23 protein-coding genes and 2 pseudogenes are annotated in these 24,868 nt (G+C 58.4%); 5 read left to right on the top strand and 20 right to left on the bottom strand.

What is annotated here, in order from left to right; all coding sequences use genetic code 11:
- Positions 1–14: 14 nt before the first annotated feature.
- From ACR0MS_RS09435 to ACR0MS_RS09390, 10 genes are all read right to left on the bottom strand, one after another.
- Complete coding sequence (locus ACR0MS_RS09435; protein WP_480576044.1) at positions 15–743, bottom strand: IclR family transcriptional regulator; 729 nt, start codon at positions 741–743, stop codon at positions 15–17.
- A 6-nt stretch (positions 744–749) separates the two neighbouring features.
- Complete coding sequence (locus ACR0MS_RS09430) at positions 750–1,937, bottom strand: acetyl-CoA C-acyltransferase (RefSeq protein WP_480576041.1); 1,188 nt, start codon at positions 1,935–1,937, stop codon at positions 750–752.
- Positions 1,930–2,166: a hypothetical protein gene (locus tag ACR0MS_RS09425; protein ID WP_480576038.1), complete on the bottom strand. Its 237-nt coding sequence runs from the start codon at positions 2,164–2,166 to the stop codon at positions 1,930–1,932. The genes ACR0MS_RS09430 and ACR0MS_RS09425 overlap by 8 nt, the downstream gene beginning before the upstream one ends.
- Before the next feature lie 134 nt (positions 2,167–2,300).
- Positions 2,301–3,479 carry an acetyl-CoA C-acyltransferase gene (locus ACR0MS_RS09420; protein WP_480576036.1) on the bottom strand — a complete coding sequence of 393 codons (1,179 nt, stop codon included), beginning with the start codon at positions 3,477–3,479 and terminating at the stop codon, positions 2,301–2,303.
- 26 nt (positions 3,480–3,505) lie between these two features.
- Positions 3,506–4,276 carry an enoyl-CoA hydratase gene (locus ACR0MS_RS09415; protein ID WP_480576033.1) on the bottom strand — a complete coding sequence of 257 codons (771 nt, stop codon included), beginning with the start codon at positions 4,274–4,276 and terminating at the stop codon, positions 3,506–3,508.
- A 56-nt stretch (positions 4,277–4,332) separates the two neighbouring features.
- Positions 4,333–5,310 carry an NAD(P)H-dependent flavin oxidoreductase gene (locus tag ACR0MS_RS09410; RefSeq protein ID WP_480576028.1) on the bottom strand — a complete coding sequence of 326 codons (978 nt, stop codon included), beginning with the start codon at positions 5,308–5,310 and terminating at the stop codon, positions 4,333–4,335.
- A gap of 34 nt (positions 5,311–5,344) precedes the next feature.
- Positions 5,345–5,962, bottom strand: coding sequence for a DsbA family protein (locus ACR0MS_RS09405; RefSeq protein WP_480576025.1), 618 nt, complete (start codon positions 5,960–5,962; stop codon positions 5,345–5,347).
- A gap of 128 nt (positions 5,963–6,090) precedes the next feature.
- The gene (locus ACR0MS_RS09400) at positions 6,091–6,567 is read right to left on the bottom strand and encodes a GFA family protein (RefSeq protein ID WP_480576022.1); all 477 of its coding nucleotides are present in this window, start codon (positions 6,565–6,567) and stop codon (positions 6,091–6,093) included.
- A gap of 36 nt (positions 6,568–6,603) precedes the next feature.
- Positions 6,604–8,763 (bottom strand): molybdopterin-containing oxidoreductase family protein, encoded by a 2,160-nt coding sequence (locus tag ACR0MS_RS09395; RefSeq protein WP_480576019.1) that lies wholly within the window; start codon positions 8,761–8,763, stop codon positions 6,604–6,606.
- An 81-nt stretch (positions 8,764–8,844) separates the two neighbouring features.
- Positions 8,845–9,321, bottom strand: coding sequence for a winged helix-turn-helix transcriptional regulator (locus tag ACR0MS_RS09390; RefSeq protein ID WP_480576016.1), 477 nt, complete (start codon positions 9,319–9,321; stop codon positions 8,845–8,847).
- Between the two features lie 263 nt (positions 9,322–9,584).
- Here ACR0MS_RS09390 and ACR0MS_RS09385 point away from each other — a divergent pair, with 263 nt between their 5' ends.
- Entirely contained in the window at positions 9,585–11,294 is a 1,710-nt protein-coding gene (locus tag ACR0MS_RS09385) for an amidohydrolase (protein WP_480576013.1), read from the top strand.
- Between the two features lie 132 nt (positions 11,295–11,426).
- Here the strand turns inward: ACR0MS_RS09385 and ACR0MS_RS09380 are convergent, their stop codons facing one another.
- The 7 genes from ACR0MS_RS09380 to ACR0MS_RS09350 all read right to left on the bottom strand — a co-directional run bounded on the left by ACR0MS_RS09380 (position 11,427) and on the right by ACR0MS_RS09350 (position 19,113).
- Positions 11,427–12,557: a Gfo/Idh/MocA family protein gene (locus ACR0MS_RS09380; protein WP_480576010.1), complete on the bottom strand. Its 1,131-nt coding sequence runs from the start codon at positions 12,555–12,557 to the stop codon at positions 11,427–11,429.
- Complete coding sequence (locus ACR0MS_RS09375) at positions 12,554–13,615, bottom strand: sugar phosphate isomerase/epimerase family protein (RefSeq protein WP_480576007.1); 1,062 nt, start codon at positions 13,613–13,615, stop codon at positions 12,554–12,556. Before ACR0MS_RS09375 ends, ACR0MS_RS09380 begins: the two co-directional genes overlap by 4 nt.
- Positions 13,616–13,678: 63 nt before the next feature.
- Positions 13,679–14,803: a substrate-binding domain-containing protein gene (locus tag ACR0MS_RS09370; RefSeq protein ID WP_480576004.1), complete on the bottom strand. Its 1,125-nt coding sequence runs from the start codon at positions 14,801–14,803 to the stop codon at positions 13,679–13,681.
- A gap of 32 nt (positions 14,804–14,835) precedes the next feature.
- Positions 14,836–15,789 carry an ABC transporter permease gene (locus tag ACR0MS_RS09365; RefSeq protein WP_480576001.1) on the bottom strand — a complete coding sequence of 318 codons (954 nt, stop codon included), beginning with the start codon at positions 15,787–15,789 and terminating at the stop codon, positions 14,836–14,838.
- Complete coding sequence (locus ACR0MS_RS09360) at positions 15,786–16,751, bottom strand: ABC transporter permease (RefSeq protein ID WP_480575998.1); 966 nt, start codon at positions 16,749–16,751, stop codon at positions 15,786–15,788. The genes ACR0MS_RS09365 and ACR0MS_RS09360 overlap by 4 nt, the downstream gene beginning before the upstream one ends.
- On the bottom strand, positions 16,748–18,268 hold the full coding sequence (locus ACR0MS_RS09355; RefSeq protein ID WP_480575995.1) for a sugar ABC transporter ATP-binding protein: 1,521 nt from the start codon (positions 18,266–18,268) through the stop codon (positions 16,748–16,750). Before ACR0MS_RS09355 ends, ACR0MS_RS09360 begins: the two co-directional genes overlap by 4 nt.
- The gene (locus ACR0MS_RS09350; protein WP_480575991.1) at positions 18,265–19,113 is read right to left on the bottom strand and encodes a sugar phosphate isomerase/epimerase family protein; all 849 of its coding nucleotides are present in this window, start codon (positions 19,111–19,113) and stop codon (positions 18,265–18,267) included. The genes ACR0MS_RS09355 and ACR0MS_RS09350 overlap by 4 nt, the downstream gene beginning before the upstream one ends.
- A 112-nt stretch (positions 19,114–19,225) precedes the next feature.
- On the opposite strand from ACR0MS_RS09350, the gene ACR0MS_RS09345 reads away from it, so the two are divergent.
- Positions 19,226–20,233 (top strand): LacI family DNA-binding transcriptional regulator, encoded by a 1,008-nt coding sequence (locus tag ACR0MS_RS09345; protein WP_480575988.1) that lies wholly within the window; start codon positions 19,226–19,228, stop codon positions 20,231–20,233.
- A 35-nt stretch (positions 20,234–20,268) separates the two neighbouring features.
- On the opposite strand, the gene ACR0MS_RS09340 is transcribed toward ACR0MS_RS09345, so the two are convergent.
- Positions 20,269–21,141 carry a LysR family transcriptional regulator gene (locus ACR0MS_RS09340; RefSeq protein ID WP_480575985.1) on the bottom strand — a complete coding sequence of 291 codons (873 nt, stop codon included), beginning with the start codon at positions 21,139–21,141 and terminating at the stop codon, positions 20,269–20,271.
- Between the two features lie 95 nt (positions 21,142–21,236).
- Between ACR0MS_RS09340 and ACR0MS_RS09335 the strand changes: the two genes are divergently transcribed.
- Positions 21,237–21,644 (top strand): hypothetical protein, encoded by a 408-nt coding sequence (locus ACR0MS_RS09335; protein WP_480575982.1) that lies wholly within the window; start codon positions 21,237–21,239, stop codon positions 21,642–21,644.
- A gap of 106 nt (positions 21,645–21,750) precedes the next feature.
- On the opposite strand, the gene glnT is transcribed toward ACR0MS_RS09335, so the two are convergent.
- Together glnT and ACR0MS_RS09325 are read right to left on the bottom strand one after the other, a co-directional pair.
- Complete coding sequence (gene glnT, locus ACR0MS_RS09330; RefSeq protein ID WP_480575979.1) at positions 21,751–23,079, bottom strand: type III glutamate--ammonia ligase; 1,329 nt, start codon at positions 23,077–23,079, stop codon at positions 21,751–21,753.
- A gap of 64 nt (positions 23,080–23,143) precedes the next feature.
- Positions 23,144–23,773, bottom strand: a pseudogene (locus ACR0MS_RS09325) (glutamate synthase-related protein); the annotation flags it as partial.
- Between ACR0MS_RS09325 and ACR0MS_RS09320 the strand changes: the two are divergent.
- Both ACR0MS_RS09320 and ACR0MS_RS09315 read left to right on the top strand, forming a co-directional pair.
- Positions 23,705–24,001 (top strand): annotated as a pseudogene (locus tag ACR0MS_RS09320) (SDR family oxidoreductase); the annotation flags it as partial. The pseudogenes ACR0MS_RS09325 and ACR0MS_RS09320 overlap by 69 nt on opposite strands.
- An 18-nt stretch (positions 24,002–24,019) precedes the next feature.
- Positions 24,020–24,862, top strand: coding sequence for a fumarylacetoacetate hydrolase family protein (locus tag ACR0MS_RS09315; protein WP_480574228.1), 843 nt, complete (start codon positions 24,020–24,022; stop codon positions 24,860–24,862).
- Positions 24,863–24,868: the final 6 nt, after the last annotated feature.

The raw sequence follows: 24,868 nt of genomic DNA, 5'->3' as shown, positions 1-24,868 counted from the left end.
AAATCTCCTGTTTTCTATCCCATATGCCCAAGGCTGAGCCTGAGCGTTTGCACCGTGTCGCGCAGCTTGGGCGCCACAGTTTGTTCCAGTTTTTCGGTATTCAGATCAGACGCATTGGCGCCGCACAAAAAGGCAAAAGGCTGTGTGCCCGGACCATTTTGGAACGGAACGGCGCATGCATTGACGCCGCTGTTCCACCCTCCGTAGGAGATCACGTAACCGCAGCTTTCCAGCTGTTCGCGGTCGGCCCGTGCCTGTTCGGTTTCAGCAACCAAGGTTGGGTCGGCGGCAAGAATGGCACGACCGGCGGCGCTTTGCTCCATCGGCAGCCGGTGCCCCTCGCTCAGCCACAATGACGAGGCGTTGCGCGGTCTCCAGCAGCGGGTCAGCATCGCTGCATCACCGTGGCGCATGGTCAGTGCAACCAGAACGCCGGTGTCGTCGGCCAGTTGTTGCATCCCATTCTCGGCCATCGGCAGAAAGGACAGCCCGGCACGCGCCGTATACCCAAGCGCCATAACGGATGGCCCAAGCCGATAGGCCTCGGACGGGTGCAACTGCTCCAGAAATCCCATAGACGCGAGGGTGAAGGTCATACGCGCCACGGTAGATGGCGGCATCCCGGTACGCCGCGCCAGTTCACGGTTGCCCAGCGGGGCATCACCGGGCTTGAACGCCTGCATCACCTGCAACCCCTTAGCCAGGGTCGAGGCAAATCGGCGATCTCTTTCCGCGTCAGACATGTGGGCTTACACGCGTTCCAGGATCAGGGCGATCCCCTGCCCAACGCCGATACACATGGACAGACAGGCGTAACGCCCGCCCGTTTCCTCAAGATGCCGCATCGCGGTCAGAACGATCCGCGCACCGGACGCGCCCAGAGGGTGACCCACCGCAATCGCACCACCGTTGGGGTTCAGGCGGCTGTCGGCGGGATCAATCTCCAAGTGTTTGCAGCAGGCCAGAACCTGTGCAGCGAAAGCTTCGTTGATCTCGATGAGGTCCATGTCATCCATGGCCAAACCTGCGCGTTCCAGTGCCTTTGGAACTGCAAAAGCCGGGCCGATCCCCATGATCCGGGGCGGCACGCCTGCGATAGCTCCGGCAACGATACGCGCGCGCGGCGCGGCACGGTCGGTTCTGGCTCCGATCATCAGCATCGCCGCACCGTCATTGACACCCGAAGCATTGGCCGCAGTTGTTACGCCTTCGGGGAAGATCGTCCGCAAAGTCGACATCTTCTCAAGCTGTGTGTCCGGGCGGGGCTGTTCGTCCTGCGCGACTTCGTGGGTCGCACCTTTTCGGCCCTTGATGGTGATCGGGGTGATCTCGGCGTCAAAGAACCCCCGCGCACGGGCCGCCTCGTATCGGGTCTGAGAGTCGTAGCCGAACTGATCCGACGCCTCTCGTGTGATCTGATAGTCCTGAGCCAGATTATCGGCGGTTTGTGGCATCGGATATTCGCCATGCATCTCGGCGATGCGCGGGTTGGGAAAGCGCGCGCCGATGGCGCTGTCAAAAATCTGCGCTTGCCGGGCATAGGCGGTTTCGGACTTGGCCATGGTAAAAGGCGCGCGGGTCATGCTTTCGACACCGCCTGCGACATACAAAGGCGCCTCGCCGATCGTGACAGAACGCGCGGCATCCAACGTGGCCGACATGCCAGATCCGCACAGGCGGTTCACGGTCAGCCCGCCAACCTCAACCGGCAGACCGGCCAGCAATGCAGTGTAGCGTGCCACGTTACGGCTATCTTCGCCCGACTGACAGACATTCCCGAGGATGACATCCTCTATCTCGGACGCGTCGAACGCGCTGCGCTTCACCAGCGCGTCCAGTACCTGCGAGGCCAGATCGTCAGGCCGAACCGAAGCCAGCGCCCCGCCATGGCGACCAAACGGGCTGCGCAGCCCATCGTAAATATATGCGTCAAGCATTCTCAACCTCTTTGACCAGTTGCGCCGGTGTGTCCGTGATGGTCTCGACCAGCTTGTGTTTCAGGATTCCTCCGGTCGCCGCGTTGGGGAGCGTCTGAACGGCCACCAAGCGTTCGAATGTCCGAACCGCGCCAACCAATTCCTTCTGGCTGAAAGGCATACCATCGTGGTCGATGATCGCCGGGGACGATGCGGCCTTGCCTTCGTTGAGCGGGTGGAATCGGCGCAATACACTCTCCTCAGATGCAGCGCCGTCGTTCTAACTCCAAGACTCAAGATAGTCAATATGCGGTTTGTTGTTCCGCTATGCGGAATGTAAGACACCGGCCACCAGTGCCGATGCCCCTTTTCGCTTTCGTCGGATTAGAAAATCTCGAACAGCCCAGCAGCGCCCATGCCGCCGCCGATACACATGGTCGCGACAGCATATTTCGCCCCACGACGCATGCCTTCAATCAGCAGGTGGCCCGTCATCCGTGCGCCGGTCATGCCGAACGGATGGCCAATCGAGATCGAGCCGCCATTCACGTTGCAAATCGCAGGGTCGATCCCCAAGGTTTCACGACAGTACAACGCCTGAGACGCAAAGGCTTCGTTCAGTTCCCACAGGTCGATGTCCTCGACTTTCAGACCATGACGCTTGAGCAAGCGCGGCACGGCAAAAACCGGGCCAATGCCCATCTCATCCGGCTCACACCCAGCGATAGCGAAACCTTTGAATGCCCCCAGAGGCTCCAGCCCCTCACGCTCGGCGACTTCCGAGTCCACGACCACACAAGCCGAAGACCCATCGGACAATTGCGAAGCATTACCTGCCGTCACATACTGATCTGCGCCCCGGACCGGCTCGAGCCCGGCCAAACCTTCCAGCGTCGTGTTCGGACGGTTGCAATCATCGCGCGAGATTGTCACGGCCGCTTCGGAAGTTTCGCCGGTCTCTTTGTCTTTGACCAATTGCACCGTTTCCATCGGCACAATCTCATCGTCGAACTTACCGGCCTGTTGCGCCGCAGCGGTGCGCTTCTGGCTTTCAAGTGCCAGTTCATCCTGCGCCTCGCGGGTGACACCATAACGTGCGGCGACGATGTCAGCCGTTTCGATCATGGTCAGATAGACGTCAGGCTTATGCTCCTGCAACCACGGGTCACGGTCATGCGGACCGGGCTTCTGATTGCGCAGCGAAATCGACTCGACCCCGCCCGCAATTGCAGCGGGCACGCCGTCCTGCACCACTGCATGTGACGCCATCGCAATCGCCTGCAACCCCGAGGAACAAAAGCGGTTGATCGTTGTCGCTCCGACGGTTACGGGCAAACCCGCGCGCAATACGGACTGACGCGCGATGTTGGCACCGGTAGCCCCTTCTGGGAAACCACAGCCGATGAACGCATCTTCGATCAAAGACGGGTCAACCTTGGACCGTTCAACCGCATGTTTCACGGAATGTCCCATCAGGCTTGCGCCGTGGGTGTTGTTAAATCCACCGCGGAAGGACTTGGCTAACCCGGTTCGCGCGGTTGATACCAAAACAGCTTGTTTCATTGGGGTGCTTCCTATTCTCTGGCAGTCTATTTGAAGACCGGTTTACGTTTTTCTTTCATTGCTGCGGTGGCCTCGGCGAATTCGTCACCCTTAAAGCGGGTGCGGAAATCATCCATCTCTTCGGCCATCCGGTCAGCCACGGTGCCGTTCAATGGCCGACGCAAAAACGCCTTGGTCTGGGCCAAAGCTTGCGGGGCCTGACGGGACAGAGCGATAACGACCTTCTCAACTGCGGGTTCCAATTCCTCGCTGTCCAGCACCTGATTGATCAGGCCAACCGACAGGGCCTCGTCCGCGCTGAACGTGCCACCCAGATAAAGTAACTCAGCCGCTTTCGCATGGCCCATGATACGCGGCAGCAGATAGGTCGAACCCGCCTCGGGAAGCAGGCCCAGGCTGACGAAGGGCATCATGAACTTTGCGTCCTTCGCGGCATAGATCAGATCACAATGCAGCAGCACAGTGGTGCCGATGGCAATGGCCGGGCCTTCAACCTGCGCCACGATGGGCTTGGGAAATGCTTCCATCTTGCCAAGGAAATGCGTGCCAACCGGGTTCTCTCCGGCAACGGTTTCTCCGAATTCAGCCATCACATTGCCCGAGGTAAATGCGCCTTCGGCCCCGCGCAGCCAGACAACACGAATGTCGGGATCGGCCGCAGCTTCGTCGAGCGCGGTGTTCAACGCCGCGAACATGTCCTTGGTGATGGCGTTCTTGGTCCGGGGCGAACTGAGCGTCAGACGCAGGGCCGCGCCCAGACGTTCGGAAATGATCCGGGGAGAGTCAGTGGAGGTCATAGTGATTTCCTTGAGAGGGGGGTAGACCGGCGCGTGGGCGCCGGTCTGGTGTCGGCTCAGGCTTGGTTGAACCTGGCCAAACGATCCGAGATGATCCGGTCCGCATCCGCCATGATACCGTCAATCAACTCCTGGCAGGTAGGAATATCGTTGATCAGACCTGCGACCATGCCGCAGGACCACGCGCCCGCGTCCATTTCACCATCCTGCATAACGCGCGGATAGACCCCGGCAACCTCATCCATGATGTGTTCGAACTGGATTTCGGCGCCCAATTCACGCTCTTTTTCCAGCACGCGCTCGACGGCGGTATTGGTCAGAACGCGTTCGGTGTTGCGCAGGGGGCGCATGACCAGACGGGTGTCCAGCTCGGTCGCGGCGACGATGGCGTCCTTGACGTTCTGATGCACCGGGGCCTCTTGCGTTGCAATGAAACGCGTGCCCAGATTGATGCCATCCGCGCCCATTGCCAGAGATGCCACAAGGCTGCGCCCGTCGGCTTGACCGCCCGAGGCGACAAAGGGGATTTCAAGCTCATCCGCCGCGCGGGGCAGCAAGATCATGTTCGGCACGTCATCCTCACCCGGGTGACCGCCGCATTCGAACCCGTCGACCGAAACCGCATCGCAGCCGATTTCCTGCGCTTTCAGCGAATGGCGGACCGAGGTGCATTTATGAATCACCTTGATCCCCGCATCCTTGAGATAGGGCATCACCTGCACCGGGTTGCGCCCGGCGGTTTCCACGATCTTGACGCCGCGGTCGATGATCGCCTTGATGATCGCTGGATAGTCCGGCGCATTGACGGTGGGCAGGAACGTGACATTCACCGCGATGGGTTTGTCCGTCATGTCCTTGCAACGCGCGATCTCATTGGCCAGATCCTCGGGCGTTTTCTGCGTCAGGGCGGTGATCGTGCCCAAGCCGCCTGCGTTCGAGACCGCCGCGGCCATTTCCGCGAAGCCCACATAGTGCATACCGCCCTGAATGATAGGGTGCTGGATGCCGAACATCTCAGTGATTTTGGTTTTCATAATCTGTCCTGATCTTGACGTTTTGATTGGATCGTTATGCGTGTTCGGCGCTTTCAAGGATCGCCTCTTCTACCTGGCCAAGACGTTCCTTCCCAAAGAACATCTCGTCCCCCACAAAGAATGTGGGCACACCAAACGCACCGCGTTCTACGGCGGCAGAGGTATTGTCGAGCAGGCGTTGCTTGGCATCCGGCTCATTGGCGCGCGCCAACAGACGGGTACCGTCCAGCCCGGCAGCAGTCATCGCCTCGACATACACATCGGGGTCGTCCATCTTCAGACCCTTTTCCCACATCACCACCTTTCCAGCTTGCAGATACGCATCCTGCGTGCCGTCAATCTGGGCCGCCGCCGCACCGCGCATCAGCAGCAGGGAATTCACCGGGAAATTCGGATTGAACTGGAACCGGGTCAGGCCATGTTTGCGAACGAACCGCTCCAGCTCGAGCTTCTCGTAATCCATTTTGCCTTTGACATTGGCAAAGGTCATGAATGGTGGCTGATTTCCGGTTGCCTTGAATATCCCACCCAAAAGACAGGGGATATAGTTGAAGGTCACACCCGTGCGTTGTTCGATGTCGCGAATAACGGGATCGACCAGATAGGTGTTGTAACTGGCCAGGTCATAATAGAAATCAACTTTGGGCGACATATCTGGTTCCTCCTACCATTTTTCTTTCCAAGGGTCCGGGCCAAGTGGCCAGCCAGATGCGCGGCATGACGCTGATCTGTGCGATGCGACCTTCACTACGGGTGGATTGAGTCAGTACATTTAGCGGGTCAGCCCCCAACATGGGTCCCGGACCTGCGCATCAGCGCGGGCAGCAACCAGCGCGAAAACAATATCTGGCTTTTCAGGTAACCGTTCGCCTTAGGCAGATCGTCTTTCGCATCCTGAACCCGCAGGTCATAGAACATATGCAGCGAGGGATCCGGCAGAGCGTCCTGCTGATCAATCCAACGCGACGGGATCAGCATCATACCGGGCAGGCCCGGTATGAACAGCTTCTCAAGGATCGGGGACGCGCACCGATCACACAGGCCCCGTTTCAGCAGCGGTGGCTGTTTGTGCACTTTATAGGTCACTTTGCCCCGAGACGTCTCGCGAAACCCCTTGTTGCGGAACACGACAAAATCCGCGAAATCCCGATCATGATACGCCTTGCAGATCGAACAGTGACACAAGGCGCGCATGACCAGAGGTTCAGCTTCGAAACTGATGTCACCACAGGTGCATTGGCCGGTGAGTGCGGACATTGTCTGATCCTTTGCTTTAAGGCCTTTCAGCCTGTGTTACGCCACTTTGGTGATGCGGCAGGGCAAACCCCGGAAATGTGGAATACCCTGTTCGCGGTCCAGAAACTCGGGCGCGTCAGAACAGAGCTGCGCATCAGCCAAGGTCCAGGCGCTGTTCAGCCCACCGGAATTGCCGACCTCTTCGGGCAGCCACCAACCATGCGGAACACGGACCAGACCCTGCGGCACCTTTTGTTTCAGCGTCACCTTCATCGTCACCGCGCCATGCGTGGTCGCGGCCTCGACCATATCACCTTCATCCACGCCATGATCCTTGGCATCGTCGGGATGCATAAAGATCAGCGGCTCGGGCGAGAATTTGCGCAGCCCTTCGATGTGGCGTTGGCCGGTCTGGAAAAACGGGCTTTCGCGGACGCCGGTGAACAGGCGCAAAGGATAGTCTTTTCCTTCTTCCGGTTCTTCGCGCCAGTATGGAAGCGGATCGAACCCGAAATCCTTGAGCGTCTGCGAATAGAGTTCAACCTTGCCCGAGGGGGTGGCAAAGCCGGTCTGCTCATAGGTGCGGAATTGCAGTTTCTCCAGATGCACCGGCTTGGTCTCGGACATCTCGTCAAAACTCATCCCCATGGGGGCGACGCGGTAATCCAGTAGGTCTTTCAGCGTCTCCCACGGGAAATGTTCGCTCAGATCGAAGCGCATCGCCAGATCACGCCAGAACTCATAGACGTTGCGCGCTTCGCCGCGCGGTTCGACCGCCTTTTGCGAGGTACGGAAGATGCTGCTCCAACCCAGACCATCCGACAGAGCTTCGCGCTCGGTCCAGGCATCGCCAGGCAGGATATAGTCAGCCAGTTCCGCCGAGGGGGTCATCACATGCTCCATCGAGACGATCAGATCCTGATTCATCATCGCCTTATGGATCATCTGCATGTTGGCATAGGACATCAGCGGGTTGTTCCCCAGAACGAAGAACGCCTTGACCGGGTACGGATCACCATGCGCCATGGCCCGGAACAGGGCCGAGGGGTTGGCCATGTAGCAACCGGTCAGAAGATTGGCGTATTCGCTTCCCCAGACCTGTTTCGCCGGGTCGTTATAGGGGGCCATGCCGCGATAGGTGAAGACCGGGTGCTGATCCGCGCCCAACTGCTTGTCCTTCTGCGCCTGCGGCAGCGCCTCGTGCATTTCCAGCACCGAGTCGTGGATAATCTTGGGGTGGAATCCGTGCAGCACGTCACCACCCGGCACGTCCAGATGCCCGCACAGCGCCCGCAGCATCCCCTGCAAACGAATGGCCGAGGTCGAGTTGCGCTGCTGGTCGGTGATGGGCGACCACGGAATGACCGCGGGGCCGTTGGTCGCATACATCCGCGCGGCCTTGGCAATCAACTCACGATCAACACCAGTGATCTGTTCGACCCGCTCCAGCGGGAATTCATCGACCCGTTCGCGCAACTCATCAAAGCCGATGGTCCAGTTTTCCACGAACTCCTTGTCATAGAGACCTTCGTCCAGAATGACCTTGAGCCAGCCGAACATCATCGCCGCATCGGTGCCCGCTTTCAGCGGCAGCCAGATATCGGCCATATCCGTATTGGGGGTCTGGCGCGGGTCGCAGACAATCAGCTTGGCGCCCCGTTCGCGCGCGCGCATGATCTGGTTGTAGATCGGTGTCCAGGAATGCGGGCCGGGGCTGTGGCCGAACAGCACGATACATTCGGTCTTGGTCAGATCGGCATAAGGATACCAGCCATAGACCATCCGGTTCACGGCGGCCGTGTTGCCCGCACACAGCGCCACGCCCGAAATCCAGTTGGGCGAGCCCACAAGGTTCATGAACCGCCGCGACATGCCATTGTCGGACTGGGTGTTCCAACTGCTGGTCGAGACGGCAAACGCCTCGGGGCCGTGAGTGTCGATCACGGTTTTCAGACGGCTGGCGATATCGGCCATCGCGTCTTCCCACGAGACCTGCTCCCACTGGCCGGACCCACGCTCTCCGACCCGTTTCAGCGGGTGTAGGATGCGTTTGGAATGGGCAAAGCCTTCGGGGGCGTGGACGCCCTTCATGCAGATGTTGGACCGCCACTTGCGGGTGTCCAGCGCCTTGACGCGCTTGACCTTCCCGTCATCGACCTCGACATCGACGTGGCAGTAAATGTCACATGACGCACATAGAACGCGCTTGCTCTGCATGGGGGGTCCTCCAGCCTTTTGCTATATTTTTTATAGTTCTTCGGCCTGAAAGGTGTCAACGCAAATACAGAGACAAGATCGCTACGTCACATCTGCAACTTTCCGCTCGGATCGGAACTGTTCAGACAGTATGGACTTGGTCGTATGGGTCGAAACCGGCTCACCACAGGTTTCGCAAACCAGCTTGGCGCGCATCTCGTGATCCGACCCTTTATGCATGTTGATCAGCGGTAAGGCTTCATTCGGGTCAGGATGACACCAGTCGTCACCCCATTGCTTCAACATGATCAGCGCAGGCCACAGCGCCTCACCCTTTTCGGTCAGGGAATATTCCTTGCCACCATCCGCCGACGGGCGTGCCACGATCCCTTCGTCTTCGAGCTTGCGCAGGCGCAAGGTCAGCGACCGCGGCGACATGCCAGTCTGTTTTTGCATGCCCGCAAATCGACAATTTCCAAGAAACAATTCACGCAAGAGTATGAAGGTCCAGCTATCGACAATCTGCGCACTTGCGCGCGCGATTGAACAATGTTTTCCAGCAAGTTCGCTGCGTTTCATGTCAGGCCAGTTCCTCGAGACATCGTTTGTGAAAGTTAGCCCGGCACAAAAAATCCTGCAACATAGCGGTATCAATCTGACCCAACGGAACTCTGTTCAGTCCGTTGTCATTCCACTTTTCGGGACATAGCATCCGCCCGGCACTGACATATCTGACGCACCCAAAACAAGATCACAAGCCGTATTTCTGCGACTTATCAGATGTTTACAACCTTTCACCAATGGGTGAGGTCAGCGGAGTGCGAACGAAACGGGGGGATATCGTGAAGAAGTTCGTTAAAGTTCTGGCAGCTCTGGCTTTGCTGATCGCGATTGGAGTTTTCGTGTTTTTCCGGGTCATGTTGCCCGCACCTCCGTCCTCTCAGGCCTTCATCAATGGGCTTGTCCTGACGATGGACCAGGATAACACGACCCATGAGGCGGTGCTGGTCGAAGGGGACCGGATCGTAAAGGTCGGACCCACCGACGACATTCTGGCGGCCGCTCAGAATGGAACGGGCGTGATCGACCTGCAGGGCAGAACGCTGATGCCGGGAATTATTGATGCGCACGGCCACTTTCCCGGCACCGGGATCAAGGTCGTGGCCGTCGATCTAAGCAGCCCGCCGGTTGGCGATGTGAAATCCATCGAGCAATCCATCGACCTTTTGAAGGCAAAGGTACAAGACGTTCCCGAAGGCCGCTGGGTCATCGGTTTCGGCTATGACGACACGGCAATTGCCGACAAACGTCACTTTACCCGCGCCGACCTTGATCTGGTCAGTTCCGAGCACCCCGTCTACGCAGTCCACAGCTCGTCTCATATGGGCGTCGGGAACTCGGTTGCCTTGTCATTGCTGGGGATCGACGAAACGACACCTGACCCGGTTGGCGGAACGATCGTCAAAGACGAAAACGGTGTCCCTACCGGATTATTGCTGGAAGCTGCGCATTCACAGGCATCCGAAGTTTTATACGCATTTTCTTTGCCACAGCAGTACAAGATTGGCGACAACGCGACCAAACACTACCTCTCAAGGGGTGTGACGACAGCGCAAAACGGGTTGGCGAACCAGGGCGTTCTGGACGGCTTGTCGCTGTTCTCTCGTCTTGGACTGGCTCCAATGCGGTTAATCGTCTGGCCAGACGAAGCCCTTGCTGCAAAAATTCTGGCAGGCGAACTGGATACAAGCCGATACGACTCAGACAAGTTTTCGGTTGGCGCGTTCAAACTGTCCTTCGACGGGTCAATTCAAGGATATACCGGGTACCTGAAAGATGCCTATTTCCAACTTCCCGAAAGGCAGGAAGCTGGCTATCGCGGGCATTTGCGCGGACCCCGCCACGGGTTTTTCGAGACCGTTCTGAACTACCATAAATCCGGCCATCAGATCGCTATTCATGCAAACGGGGATGCCGCGATCGACGTCGCAATCGACGCATTCGCGAACGCCCAAAAGGAACATTTCGTCGAAGACGCACGGCCTATCGTTGTGCACTCGCAGATGGCGCGCGGCGATCAACTCGCCCGGATGAACGAGCTTGGAATGACACCGAGTTTCTTTACCGCCCATACATATTTTTGGGGCGACCGGCACAAATCCATTTTCCTTGGTGAAGAACGGGCCTCGGCAATCAGTCCGATGCGCTCGGCGGCAGATGCGGGTCTGACTTTTACCATTCACCTGGATTCTCCGGTCGTTCCGATGGAGCCGATGATGATGATCTGGAACGCGACACAGCGCACCACATCCTCGGGTGATGTTTTGGGCGAAGAGGAACGGGTATCGGCCATCGACGCCCTTCGCGCCACCACAATCGACGCGGCGTGGCAGGTTCGGATGGAAGACCGAATTGGGTCAATCGAACCGGGAAAATTCGCGGACCTCATCATTCTCAGCGAAAACCCACTTGAATCCGGCAATATACGGGACATCCAGGTTCTGCAAACGATTGTCGGCGGGGTAACTGTCTTTCAAACCGACGACATGTGACCTGAGGGCGGAATTCCAAGCATCGGCTCGGGTTTTCTCGGTTTGTCACTTTTTTAGGGCTAAGGCGTGCAACAGCTTGCACCCGCTGTTCAATGATTTGTTGCGCGAACAGCCAAGTGACCAACTGTTGTCTCACTCATCATCAGAGACACCTATCGGTTGCCACCGCCCATCCTGCGCGTCCGACGCCAACGCAGCACCGATAAATGCCATGCCGAGCATCCCGTCTTTGATGCCGGGCAGCAGATCTTCCGCACCGGGTTCACCGCAAATCAATGCGGCGGCATCGTTATAGAGCGTTGCGAACGCTTCCAGATAGCCTTCGGGGTGGCCGGGCGGCACGCGCGTCGCGGCAAGCGCGGTTTTGGACGTGACAGCAGACCCACGCATCAAAATCTGGCTAGGCTGACCAAATCGGGTAAACTGCAACTGATTGGGGTGTTCCTGAGACCACTCCAACCCACCCTTGTCACCGTAGACGCGCAAACGCAGGCCATTTTCGTTGCCCACGGCAACCTGACTGGCCCAAAGCATCCCGCGCGCGCCACTGGAATAGCGCAGCAGAATGTTGGCGTTGTCGTCGACCATCCGCCCCGGCACCATGCTCGACAGATCGGCCGCCAAATGTGACGGCACTTCCCCCGTTACAAAATGCGCGAGGTTAAACGCATGGGTCCCGATGTCTCCAATTGCCCCGGCGCCTGAGCGCGCGGGATCGGTGCGCCAGTCGGCTTGTTTGTTGTCCGCATCGGCAGGTTCGGTCAGCCAATCCTGCGCGTATTCCACCTGAACCAGCCTCAGTCGACCCAAATCTCCGGCCGTCACCATATCCCGTGCCTGCCGGATCATCGGATAACCCGTGTAGTTGTGGGTTAGGATGAACCGAACCGAAGACGCTTCTACAGCGGCTTTGACCCGGGCCGCATCCTGAACCGTTGCAGACAGGGGTTTATCGCAAATCACATGAATTCCGGCTTCCAAGAAAGCGATGGCCGGGTCCGCGTGCATGTGGTTCGGTGTTACGATTGCTACGGCGTCGATACCATCATCTCGGCCTGCCTCGGCCTGTGCCATCTGTTTGAAATCGGCGTAGGATCGTTCAATCCCCAGCTCCTGCGCCGAAGCCGCCGCCCGCTGCGGGTCTGACGACAGCGCGCCTGCGACCACCTGCCATCGCCCATCCAGACGCGCGGCAATGCGGTGAACCGCCCCGATGAACGCGCCCTGCCCGCCGCCGACCATACCCAGTTTCAACTGTCTCATCTGTTTAGCCCTAGCATGGATTGGATCATTGCGCGGTCGACGTCACCTCCGGCGAAGTCGTCGAATGCCTTGTCCGTCGTTTCGATGATATGACGCGCAATGAAGGGCGCGCCTTCGGCAGCCCCCTGTTGGGGTGATTTCAGGCAGCATTCCCATTCCAGCACTGCCCAGCTGTCATAGCCATACTGCGTCAGTTTCGAAAAGATCGCGCCGAAATCCACCTGCCCGTCTCCAAGAGACCGGAATCGTCCGGCCCGATTGGTCCAGCCCTGATAGCCGGAATAGACGCCTTGCCGCCCGGTTGGGTTGAACTCGGCATCCTTGACGTGAAAAGCGCAGATGCGGTCGTGATAGAGGTCGATGAACTCAAGATAATCCATCTGTTGCAGCAGGAAATGCGAGGGGTCGTAATTGATCTGGCAGACCTCATGCCCGTTTACCGAATCCAGAAACATCTCGAACGTGGCCCCGTCGAAAACATCCTCGCCGGGGTGGATTTCAAACCCGATATCCACGCCCTGATCGGCGTAGGCATCAAAGATCGGCGTCCAGCGACGCCCGAGTTCTGCAAATGCCTCTTCGATCAGACCCTGAGGGCGCTGCGGCCACGGGTAAAGGTAGGGAAATGCTAGCGAGCCGGTGAAACTGACGGTCGTATCCAGCCCCAGACGTCGCGAGGCAATGGCCCCCTTTTTGACCTGATCCACGGCCCATTCCTGCCGTGCCTGCGGATTGCCGCGCAGGGCGTCCGGTGCAAAAGCGTCAAAGGATTGGTCATAAGCGGGGTGAACGGCGACAAGCTGGCCCTGCAGGTGGGTGGACAGTTCGCTGATCTCAACGCCTGCATCGCGGCAGGTGCCAAGCACCTCGTCGCAATAGGTCTGGCTGTCGGCGGCCTTGTCCAGATCGAAAAGCCGCCCGTCAAATGTCGGGATCTGCACCGCCTTGTACCCAAGACCCGCTGCCCATTCCGCAATCGACCCCAACGAATTGAACGGAGCCGCATCATCTGCGAACTGCGCCAAAAACAACCCCGGTCCCTTGATCGCACCCGGCATATCAGCCTCCCTTGGAAAATCATGGTTGTCAGGCCCCGACCGGGGCCTGACGGGTTCAGTCAATTACTTGCCGCCCCAGCGCTCGGGGTAGCCTGGCATGCCTTCACAGCCACAGGCCGCGTAATGCAGCGGCGGCATCGAGGGGTTCACGAAATCGGCCAGATTGTCATTGGTGATCGCAGGTTGCGGCAGGTTCCATTCCGGTCCGGGGATCGCCTCACCATCCAGAACCTTCAGCGCGGCCAGAATCGGTGTGCGCCACTGATAGGTCGGATAGGTCGGCGCGATGGTGTTCAGGCCGGTCTGCTGCCATTTCTGCAGAAAGTCCTGCTGGTCTTCGCCGGTGACAATCGGCACGTCGAGGCCCATATCCTCGAACGCCTCAATCGCCGCGACCGAGGTTGCGCCCGCATCCATCCAAACCGCGCCCAACTGGGTGCCGCGTTGGATGTAATCCTCGACAATTGCCTTGGTCTTGGCACGGTCGCCATCGGTGAATTCAGCGCCGACGATGTTCAGACCGGCCTCCTCCAAAATGCGTTTTGCGGCGGAATAGCGGGTTTCCAGAACGTCCACACCGGGCAGGATACGCAGCATCAGCACGTCCGACCCAGCGGGCGCGTTGGCGGCGATGAACTCACCCGACTGAATGCCGAAACCGTAACCGCCCACGGGCTTGATGAAGGTCACCGGGCAATCGGTGTTCACGCCCCGGTCAAACACGATGACGGGCAGTTGTTCACAGGCTTTTTCCACAGCGGGGGTCAGGGCTGCGGTCGTGTTGGGCGAAACGATCAGCGCGTCACAGGTGCCACCGGCCAGCAGATCCTCGATATCGGCGATCTGCTTGTCGTCCGAGCCTTCTGCATCGGTCACCACGAACTCGGCGATATTGTCATGCTGTTCGACCTCGGCTTGCATGGTGTTCCAGCCGACCACGCGCCACGGGTTGTTTACGCCTGCGTTCGAAAAGCAGATCGTGTGAGGTCCGTCCTTTTTGAACGCTGAGGTGTCGGCCATCACGTCGCCAAAATGTTGCAGCCAAGGTGCATCCGCCGGGCCGTTCGCCGCCGCGCCCAGCATGTCCTTTTGCTTGGCGAACTCGGCGGGATCGTCAAAATTCTGCGCCTGGGCGGGCAGGGCCACCACCAGCGCTGTCAGGGCCGTTGCCGCAAGTTTATTGATCATTCTTGTTTCCTCCTCTGAATAGTTTCGGGCGCCTATCCCCCAGATCGGCGTCGTCGGTATCCGGCGATCACCACCGCCGAGATCAAAATCACTCCTTGCACCACGTCGCGGATGGGTTTTGGAAAGCCCAGAATGTTGAGCAGCGTGAACATCGCCTGCAGCACCAGCGCGCCTGCGATTGTGGCCCCAACGGTGCCGCGTCCGCCCAGCAATTGCGCCCCGCCGATAACGGCAGCGGTGATGGCCTGCAATTCCAGCCCAACGCCCACATCCGTGGAAACGCCAGCAAAGCCGCCCAGCAAGATCCCGGCGAAGACGGCCGAGACAGATGACATGACAAAGGCGACGATCCGTGTTTCCGTAAGTGGGACCCCTGCCAGCAAAGCCGCCTTGGGGTTGTCGCCCATGGCGACCAGACGCTTGCCGTAATTGGTGCGGTGCATCAGCCACCACATGGCGGCGCAGACCACGACCATCACGATCACCGCCACAGGCAGGATTTTGATCAACGGCAGGTCCTTGATCAGGTAGCGTCCGAAGAACCGGAAATTCTCGGGCAGATATCCGCGCGGGGCACCGCCCGACCATGTCAGGGCAATCCCGCTGAGCGTGATCATCATCCCCAGCGTTGCAATGATGGACGGCACCTTAAGCCATGACACCACCAGCGCATTGACCGTCCCGGTGATCACGCCGATCCCCAGCATGACCAGAATGACCCACCATGTCGCGCTGGGATCGCCGTCCAGCAGGATCGAGCTGCCGATCACTGTCAGCGTCACCAGCGCCCCCGCGGACAGATCGAACCCGCCCGAATTGATGACGTAAAGCTGCCCCACAGCGAGGATCGCAATGGGCGCCGCGCGTTTGAGGAAATTCATATATCCAGCGGGCTGCAAAAAATAGGGCGACAGGATCGCGATTGCCACAAACAGCAGCGCCAGAACCAGAAACACCGGGTTGATCTGTTTCAGCCGGTCCATCATGCCTCGATCCTCCGGCTGCGCATGGCATAGACGGCGACGGCCGCCACGATGATCACCCCGCGCAGGATCTGTTTGGCAAAGGCATCGACGCCTGCAATGTTGAAGATCGAGTCGATCAGCGAGAAAACCATCACCCCCATCAGGGTGCCCCAGACCCCGCCGCGCCCGCCCGACAGGGCTGTGCCGCCAATGACAACCACGGCAATGGATTCCAGATCATAAACGCCATCCCGCCCGATCCACGGCGCGCCCGAACGCAACCGGCTGGCCAGATATAACCCTGCAATCGTCGCACAGACTGAGCAGATCACATGCGCCATGATAACCACGCGCGTGGTGCGCATCCCGGCGAGCTTGGCGGCATCCGCGTTGCCGCCCACCGAATAGATGTTGGACCCTGCGCGGGTGAACCGCAGAAACACCCATGCGGCAATCGTCAGGCCGATCAGGAAAATCAGGCTGATCGAGATACCGCCGACCTGACCATAGGCAAAGACCTGGAACTCCTCCGGCACTTCGCCTGCGAAGTTATTGAACGTGGCGCTCAGCAACCCTTGCAGGATCAGCGCCATGCCCAGCGTGGCAATCAGCGGATTGACCTCAAACTGGGTGATAACCAGCCCGTTGATCAGCCCCACCACGACCCCAACGGCCAGCACCGCCGCCACCGCAGGCAGCATCATTGACGGATCACCCGACATGATGGACGAGGCCAAAACCGCCGAAACCGAGATCAGGTTGGCCACGCTCAGATCAATCGACGCGATCAGGATGGCAAAAGTCTGACCGATGGCCGTGATCCCCAGCGCAATAGACCGCCCGAGCAACCCCAACAGGTTTTCAGCCGTTAGAAATTGTGTTTGGCCTGTTGACACCGCCACGGCGACATAGGCGGCAAAGGCCACAAGCAGCAGCAGAAACGGGGCCAGAGCCGACAGGTTTTTGGGCCGTCGCATGCTCATGACAGTTCCATTTCCAAATGCGCCTCGGTCGCTGCGTGCATGACTTCGGCTTCGCTGGCGCCATGTCCGAACTCGGCCACGATCTTGCCGTCGCTCATGACCAGCACCCGGTCCGAGATGCCCAGAACCTCGGGCAGGTCGGATGAGATCGCCAGAACCGCCGCGCCCTCTTGCGCCAGTTTGCGCATCTGGGTGTAGATGCCCGCCTTGGTGTTGACGTCTATGCCCCGCGTGGGTTCGACGAAGATCAACACTTTTGGCTTCAGAGACAGCCAGCGCGCGACGATCGCTTTCTGCTGATTACCTCCTGAAAGCGATTGGATTTCCGCGTCATAGCTGGCGGCGCGCAGATCGAACGCGTCAAAGGCCTCGTCCATCTGGCGCAATCCGGCGATCGAAGTTTTATCCGGGTTTCCAAGCGCCGGTGAAAACGCCCGGGCCGAAAGCATCCCGTTGTCGCGGACCGATTGCATCAGCACCAGCCCTTCGGCCTTGCGATCACCGGGCAACATTGCGACCCCGGCCTTGGCCGCAGTGCGCGGCGTGTCCAGGACGATTTTCTGTCCTTCGATGCTGACCTCGCCGCTCTCGAATGGTTCGGCCCCGAACAGAGCCAGTGCAAGCGCCGTCCGGCCCGCGCCCTGCACGCCCGCAAACCCGGTGATCTGACCCGCGCGTAGATCGAGATTAATGTCTGACAACCGGTTATTGCCGCCGTTGCGAACACTCAGAACGGGATCACCGACCTCTTCGATCTTGGCCGGTTCAGGATAAAAATGTTCGATGTCGCGCCCAACCATGGCTTCGACGATTTGACGGGTCTCGGGCACCTGATCGAACAGCGCAGCCACCTTACCGTCCTTGATGACCGTGACCCGATCCGCCAGCCGCCGGATTTCCGGCATACGGTGGGTGATATAAACGATGGCCCGCCCCTGCCCGCGCAAATCGTCAATCAGATGAAACAACAAGTCGCATTCGGTATCGTTCAGAGCAGCCGTCGGTTCATCCATTACAATGACCTGCGCGTTCAGCGACAGCGCCTTGGCAATCTCCACCATCTGCTGCTGCGCCACGTCCAGTTCTCCGACCAGAGTATCGGGGCCAAAGCGATGACGGTCACCGAACAGGGCCAGTACCTTTTCCGTCTCAGCCCGCATCTTTTCGGTATCCAGCAGCCCCCATCGCCGCAATGGTTCGCGGCCCAAGAAGATGTTCTGAGCAACGGTGCGGTCCGGCAGCAGGGAAAATTCCTGATAGATCACACTGACCCCCTGCGCCAGAGATTCCGACGGATGTTGGAACCGAACTTTCTGCCCGCGCAGAAAAATCTCACCCTCTTCCGCCTGATAGACGCCGGACAGAACCTTTATCAGCGTGGATTTACCGGCGCCGTTTTCACCGGCCAATGCGTGAACTTCGCCGGCGCGAACCTCAAAGCTGACGGAATCCAGCGCTTTGATGCCGGGAAACAGTTTGGAGATGTTCTTCATCTCAAAGACAACTTCCCCGATCATGCGCGCGCCCACCTGTCCCGAATGAACGCGGCGCTGTCGTGAAACAGTTGCGGGTGATCCTTAAACATCGGCCGCCAGATGCGCGTCGCGGAGGCCAGTTCGGGCACTCCCGCGCCGAACGCCTCCATCACAACCCAGCCGTCAAATCCGGTTTGTTTAACGGCCGAAAAGATCGCGTCAAAGTCGATCTGCCCGGTGCCCGGCGTGCCCCTGTCGTTTTCCGAGACGTGCAACACGTTGATCCGGCCAGCCAGTGTTCTTATCGCGGCGACCTGGTCCTTTTCTTCGATATGCGCGTGAAACGTGTCGTACATGATGCCAAAGGCTGGATGATCAACCATCGCGCAGTACTCTGCGGCCTGAGCAGCGGTATTCAGGTAATGCGTCTCGAACCGATTAAGAGGCTCCAAAGCCAGCCGGATGCCATGCGCTGCGGCTTTCTCTGCCATCTGATGATGGGCCTCTGCCCCGCGTTTCCATTCGTCCCTCGTGGGGCCACTGCCGGTGAAATGTCCGATCGGAGCATGAAAAGGCCCGCCAATGGTTTGAGCCCCAAGTGCCGTGGCGCACTCCAGTATCCAATCCAGATGCGCGATTCCACGGGTCCGCACTGCCGGGTCAGGGCTGGTTGGGTCGGCGTCAGGGTCCGGAATTGTTGCGGTGCATGTCCGCTCGAGCCCGAGACTGCCCAGCTCTGAGGCCAGCCAGACGTAATGGTCGGGCGCGCCGTCCAGAACCGGGATCTCAACCCCATCATACCCTTCTTGCGCAGCCAATCGGCAAATATCCAGCTGCGACTGATCAATCAGCCCGCCTGCGCATAGAAGGTTTACGCCCAACTTCATATTCCCTCCCCAGAAATCGAAGATGTAAACATTTTGAATCTGTATGTAATCGTTTTCATTGTGAATGTAAACCATTACATTTTGTGCGATTGACTGATAGAACAGATGCAACATGACCAAGAACACGCAAAAAAGACCCACCGTCCGAGACGTCGCTCGCCTTGCAGGAGTGTCGACCGCAACCGTCAGTCGCGCGTTGCAATCGCCTGATATCGTGTCGGAAAAAACACGGAAGGCGGTGTTCGATGCGGTGAATGAAACGGGCTACAGCGTCAATACAGCAGCGCAGATGTTGCGACGGAACCGATCCGGCACGGTGCTGGTTATTCTGCCCGATATCGCCAACCCGTTCTTTTCGGAAATACTGTCTGGCATCGAAGCCGTCGCAACACCTGCGGATCTTACGATTCTGATCGGCAATACCAACGGCGACGCGACTCGATACGCCAAAATACTGGAAAATCTGCGCAATGGGCGCGCGGATGGTGCCCTGTTGTTAAATGGCAGCGCCCCGCCACAGGGATTGCTGCCAGAAGACATCCCGGTCGTTTCAATCTCGGAACGTATCGACGGGGCCGGTTTTCCGCATATCGGAACGGATAACCTGAAGGCGGCGTATGACGCGACATTCTATCTGATTTCTCAGGGCCATCGCGCCATTGCCCATGTCACGGGTCCCGAACCAAACACCCTGACCGCAGATCGTTTTGCCGGATATGCACAGGCAATGACGGATGCGGGCCTGACAGATCAGATTTGCCGCATTCCCGGTGGATTCACTTTTGATGAAGGGCAACGCGCCGGTGAACAGGTGATTACGCACCACCCCAACCTGACCGCCGTTTTTTGCGCCAATGACGAGGCCGCAATGGGGGTCATCCGTCAACTTCAAAAGGGTGGAATTTCCGTACCCGGTCAGGTTTCCGTCATGGGATTCGATGATGTGTCTTTCGCTGCGGTGTTTCAGCCTGAACTGACAACGATAAGACAGGCGCGCCATTTGATAGGTCGCCGGGCGATCGAGACATTGCTGGACCTACTCGGAAATGAGCCTGTACCGACGGCTCCGATTTTTCTGGATCATGAGATCATTGTCCGTTCCAGCACATCAAAAATCTGAAACACCAATCCGAACTTTATGCGCGGGAAAGCTCTCTATACCGCACCGACCGGGGTCGCTGAATCTCGTCTCGACCCGACGCTGCCTGGACTGGTTTTGAGGAACTGAACCAGTTTCTTGGCCAAGCCTGCAGCCATAGCTGATCTTCGATGTGAAATTCCGACGCTGCGAACCCCGGCATCCACGCCCTTCAGAGGCACCCAGACGATATCGCTGCGGCTTTCGGCATGTGACCGCGGTGTGAAGGCTATGCCAAGTCCGACTGCGATCAAGTCCAACAGTTGCGGGTCATTCATCGCTTGGGCAGCAGGTCGAACGAGAACCGGGTCCAGATCCATGCGATCTGCATTTGGACAATAGGGCCGGTGAATGATCGGATACTGGCGGATATCCTCCAATCGGACCTCGCCGGAATATGCAAGCGGGTGCTTATGCGAGAAGGCAACTCCAAAGGGTTCTTCTGCCAGCGGCAGGAACTTATGAGAGTCAGAGACACATGTTTTGCTCAGGTAGGCGATGTCACTTTCGTGAACGTCGTCAGTGAAACTGAAGATCAGGTTTTCAGATTCTGCCCGCAAGCTACTTAACCCCGAAGCCAGCCCGTTGATCAGCATATCCGGCGCAGAATAGACCCGCACTTCCTGCTGAGGCTGGTTCAGCATACGGCTTTCCAAAGTCGCAAGGTGCGTCACGCTGTTTCGCGTGTCATGATACAGTTTCGTCGCCAGCGGCGTTGGCGTCAAACCTGACTTGGAGCGTTGGAACAAGGGCGCGCCCAGACGATCTTCCAGTCTTTGAATCGCGGCCGACACTGTTGGCTGGCTGACCCCGCTTTCACGAGCAGCCTTGCTGAATGTCTTGGCTTCATAGGCGCACACGAAATAGCGCAGGATGCTCAGTTCAATCATATGCTTTACCTATATCAACTATAGCATCCAAAGCAATTACCTAAACATAAAGATACTGGCATTCTGCACCCACCAGAGAACAGGAGACCAAGGTCATGAATGCGGATCCAGCCATTTCACAAGCAACCATCATCGGGCAGGTCATCACCCGCTTTGTCGCCGGAGACCCGTCAATGTTCGAGCTCATCGCGCCTGACATTGATTTTCGCATTGACCACTTTCGCGATGAAACCGACATAAGCTGGCAAGCCGCCAAGAACCGTGATGCGTTGATGGCCGTCATTGGGCGCCTCGGGCAGGACGTGTTTCCCAAAGGAACACACTTGTTGGGCTTGAAATGCACAGCACTGGGCGACGGCTGGCACCTGACTACTTTCCAACAGCAGTTTTTCTACGGTGCTCGTCAGAAAGAGGTGAAAAGCCTGACCTATATTCTATCACATGAAGCGAACGGCATGCTGGACTATTTTCGCGAAACAGTGACCAACATAGATGACGTATAACTTTGGTTTACTCGATTGAGGGCGGCGAACCCACACACGCCGTCTGACCACAAGACCCCCTGCGCCCGCCCAGACGATCTGGGCGGGCGTTCGTTTTGACAGGTCGTCAGATATCCAGCGTGTGCTCTTTTTCCCATCGCGAAAAATGCGAGACAAACGAGTTCCATTCCTGATGTTTCATCTTCAGGAAAGCCTGCGAAAACGCGTCGCCCATCATCGCTTTTAGGCCAGTGTCCTGATCGTAGGCGCGCAAACCATCCAACATGTTAAGGGGCAGTTTTGGGGCATCGGTAACAGTGTGACCTTCGGCGTACATGTCGATGTCATATCGAGGTCCGGGGTCTGCCTTGGTTCGGATACCAGAAAGGCCCGCAGCGATGATCACCGCCTGCAGCAAATAAGGATTGGCGGCCCCATCTGCCAACCGCAACTCGAACCGGCCGGGGCCGGGCACGCGGACCATATGGGTTCGGTTGTTGCCGGTCCAAGTCACCGTATTCGGAGCCCATGTCGCCCCGGACATAGTGCGTGGCGCGTTGATACGTTTATAGCTGTTTACGGTCGGATTGGTGATCGCCGCCAGCGCGCTGGCGTGTTTCATGATCCCACCCAAGAAGTGTTTACCCTTTTCGCCCAGCCCAACCTCGCCGGTTGGCCCATCTCCCTTACCCGCGAACATATTGGTTTTTGCCGCCGCCCCCGGCGCATCCCAGACCGAGATATGGGCGTGGCAGCCATTGCCCGTCAGCCCTTCGACCGGTTTGGGCATGAAGGTGGCGCGGAAGCCGTGTTTCTCGGCCACCGATTTGGTCATGAACTTGAAAAAGGAATGCTTGTCGGCGGTGCGCAGCACGTCGTCAAACTCCCAGTTCATTTCGAACTGGCCATTGGCGTCCTCGTGGTCGTTCTGATACGGCCCCCAGCCCAGTTCGAGCATATAGTCGCAAATCTCGCGCACCACGTCATAGCGGCGCATCACCGCTTGCTGGTCATAGCAGGGCTTTTCGGCCGTATCGAACGGGTCGCTGATCTGCTCTCCGTCCGGGGTCAAAAGAAAGAATTCAGCTTCGATCCCGGTTTTCACATGCAGCCCTTCGGCAGCGGCCTCGTCGATCAGGCGACGCAACACATTGCGCGGGGCTTGAGCCACGTCCTCGCCCTCCATCACGCAATTGGCGGCGACCCAGGCGACCTCGGGCTTCCACGGCAACTGGATGACCGAGGACGGGTCGGGCACCGCCAGCATGTCGGGATGCGCAGGGGTCATGTCCAGCCAAGTCGCGAAACCAGCGAAACCCGCGCCTTCTTCTTGCATGTCAGCAATCGCCTGCGCAGGCACCAGCTTGGCCCTTTGTCCACCGAACAAATCAGTGAACGAGATCATGAAGTATTTAACGCCTTTTTCCTTGGCGAAAGCGGCAAGATCTGTCGTCATGCTCGGCCTTCCTTTCCCTGTTGAAACAAATAACGGCCCCCGATGGGGACCGCGCATTATCGGATCAAAACCCGGCTTTGCCCGGATACCAGTCTGTTCCCGCAAGCGGCACTTTTGCCATTGCAGCGGCCTCCATCGTCAGGGCGCACAGATCTTCGGGTTCAAGATTGTGAAGGTGGTTGTGACCGCAGGCACGGGCAATCGTCTGCGCCTCCAGCGTCATGACCTTCAGGTAATTGCGCAGACGGCGGCCTGCTTCAACCGGATCCAGCCTGGCCGCAAGCTCAGGGTCTTGCGTGGTGATGCCAGCCGGGTCGCGCCCTTCATGCCAGTCGTCATAGGCACCCGTGGTCGTGCCCAGTTTCTGATACTCGGATTCCCATTTAGGGTCATTGTCACCCAGTGCAATCAGGGCTGCCGTCCCTATCGCCACGGCATCTGCACCCAGCGCCAAGGCTTTCGCCACATCCGCTCCCGAGCGAATTCCGCCCGAAATCACAAGCTGCACGTCGCGATGAACACCAAGGTCCTGCAACGCCTGAACCGCCGGACGGATACAGGCCAGCGTCGGTATGCCCACATGTTCGATGAACACGTCCTGCGTGGCCGCGGTCCCGCCCTGCATTCCGTCCATCACGACCACGTCAGCACCGGCCTTTACTGCCAGTGCAGTGTCATAATAGGGCCGCGTCGCGCGCAGCCTGTCATGCAGGCTGGGACTGTCGACAGTCCCAGCCTGCATGACAGGCTGCGCGCGACCGGAGACTATGAACAGGCAATGACTGACTTCATCGCGCGGCAACCAATGGGCCGGATCGGAACGTCGGAAGAAATAGCCGAGCTTGCACTGTATCTTGCCAGCGACGCGAGTAAATATACCTCGGGACAACCATTCGCGATCGACGGCGGTTGGACCATCTGAACGGAAAGGGACCTTGAAATGAAATTGCTGAGGCACGGCGCTGCAGGTGAGGAAAAACCCGGAATTCTGGACGAAGACGGCAATATCCGCGATTTGTCAGGCACTGTCGGCGATATCTCTGGCTCGGTTCTGAGTGACGAAAGCCTAAGCCGCTTGCGCGCTCTGGACGTTGCCAGCTTGCCGATAGTTGCGGCAGACACACGGATCGGGGCCTGCGTCGGACATGTGGGCAAGTTCATCTGCATTGGCTTGAATTATGCCGACCACGCCGCCGAAAGCGGAATGGAATTGCCGGATGAGCCCGTGATCTTTTTCAAAGCGACATCGGCCATCATCGGCCCAAATGACACCGTGGAAATCCCGCGCAATTCGGTCAAGACCGATTGGGAAGTGGAATTGGGCGTCGTCATCGGGAAAGAGGCAAAATACGTCTCTGAGGCCGACGCATTGGATCACGTGGCCGGGTATTGTGTGGTCAATGATCTGTCCGAAAGGGACTTTCAGCTGCATCGCTCGGGTCAGTGGGTCAAAGGGAAATCCGCAGACACATTTGGTCCGATCGGCCCTTGGCTGGTTACCCGAGACGAAGTTTCAGACCCGCAGAGCCTGCCGATGTACCTAGAGGTCAACGGGCATCGGTATCAGGACGGATCAACCAAAACGATGCACTTCGGCATCGCGACGGTTATTTCGCACCTGTCGCAGTTCATGTCCCTGCAACCGGGGGATGTCATCTCGACCGGAACACCGCCGGGTGTCGGTATGGGGCAGAACCCTGCGACCTATCTGAAACCCGGTGACAAGATGGAACTGGGGATCGAAGGGCTGGGCATTCAGCGGCAGGACGTCATAGCCGGATAACCCATC

This window comes from Ruegeria sp. CJ2 (genome assembly GCF_056536745.1).
This window is presented reverse-complemented; position numbering and strand designations above follow the sequence as displayed.

What these genes read in the sequence shown, in the direction of transcription:
- ACR0MS_RS09435 (WP_480576044.1), bottom strand. Translation starts at nt 743, where the DNA reads ATGTCTGACGCGGAAAGAGATCGCCGATTTGCCTCGACCCTGGCTAAG.
- ACR0MS_RS09410 (WP_480576028.1), bottom strand. Translation starts at nt 5,310, where the DNA reads ATGAAAACCAAAATCACTGAGATGTTCGGCATCCAGCACCCTATCATT.
- ACR0MS_RS09420 (WP_480576036.1), bottom strand. Translation starts at nt 3,479, where the DNA reads ATGAAACAAGCTGTTTTGGTATCAACCGCGCGAACCGGGTTAGCCAAG.
- ACR0MS_RS09365 (WP_480576001.1), bottom strand. Translation starts at nt 15,789, where the DNA reads ATGATGGACCGGCTGAAACAGATCAACCCGGTGTTTCTGGTTCTGGCG.
- ACR0MS_RS09340 (WP_480575985.1), bottom strand. Translation starts at nt 21,141, where the DNA reads ATGATTGAACTGAGCATCCTGCGCTATTTCGTGTGCGCCTATGAAGCC.
- ACR0MS_RS09360 (WP_480575998.1), bottom strand. Translation starts at nt 16,751, where the DNA reads ATGAGCATGCGACGGCCCAAAAACCTGTCGGCTCTGGCCCCGTTTCTG.
- ACR0MS_RS09345 (WP_480575988.1), top strand. Translation starts at nt 19,226, where the DNA reads ATGACCAAGAACACGCAAAAAAGACCCACCGTCCGAGACGTCGCTCGC.
- ACR0MS_RS09315 (WP_480574228.1), top strand. Translation starts at nt 24,020, where the DNA reads ATGAAATTGCTGAGGCACGGCGCTGCAGGTGAGGAAAAACCCGGAATT.
- ACR0MS_RS09375 (WP_480576007.1), bottom strand. Translation starts at nt 13,615, where the DNA reads ATGCCGGGTGCGATCAAGGGACCGGGGTTGTTTTTGGCGCAGTTCGCA.
- ACR0MS_RS09395 (WP_480576019.1), bottom strand. Translation starts at nt 8,763, where the DNA reads ATGCAGAGCAAGCGCGTTCTATGTGCGTCATGTGACATTTACTGCCAC.
- ACR0MS_RS09370 (WP_480576004.1), bottom strand. Translation starts at nt 14,803, where the DNA reads ATGATCAATAAACTTGCGGCAACGGCCCTGACAGCGCTGGTGGTGGCC.
- glnT (WP_480575979.1), bottom strand. Translation starts at nt 23,079, where the DNA reads ATGACGACAGATCTTGCCGCTTTCGCCAAGGAAAAAGGCGTTAAATAC.
- ACR0MS_RS09335 (WP_480575982.1), top strand. Translation starts at nt 21,237, where the DNA reads ATGAATGCGGATCCAGCCATTTCACAAGCAACCATCATCGGGCAGGTC.
- ACR0MS_RS09430 (WP_480576041.1), bottom strand. Translation starts at nt 1,937, where the DNA reads ATGCTTGACGCATATATTTACGATGGGCTGCGCAGCCCGTTTGGTCGC.
- ACR0MS_RS09415 (WP_480576033.1), bottom strand. Translation starts at nt 4,276, where the DNA reads ATGACCTCCACTGACTCTCCCCGGATCATTTCCGAACGTCTGGGCGCG.
- ACR0MS_RS09355 (WP_480575995.1), bottom strand. Translation starts at nt 18,268, where the DNA reads ATGATCGGGGAAGTTGTCTTTGAGATGAAGAACATCTCCAAACTGTTT.
- ACR0MS_RS09400 (WP_480576022.1), bottom strand. Translation starts at nt 6,567, where the DNA reads ATGTCCGCACTCACCGGCCAATGCACCTGTGGTGACATCAGTTTCGAA.
- ACR0MS_RS09380 (WP_480576010.1), bottom strand. Translation starts at nt 12,557, where the DNA reads ATGAGACAGTTGAAACTGGGTATGGTCGGCGGCGGGCAGGGCGCGTTC.
- ACR0MS_RS09350 (WP_480575991.1), bottom strand. Translation starts at nt 19,113, where the DNA reads ATGAAGTTGGGCGTAAACCTTCTATGCGCAGGCGGGCTGATTGATCAG.
- ACR0MS_RS09405 (WP_480576025.1), bottom strand. Translation starts at nt 5,962, where the DNA reads ATGTCGCCCAAAGTTGATTTCTATTATGACCTGGCCAGTTACAACACC.
- ACR0MS_RS09390 (WP_480576016.1), bottom strand. Translation starts at nt 9,321, where the DNA reads ATGAAACGCAGCGAACTTGCTGGAAAACATTGTTCAATCGCGCGCGCA.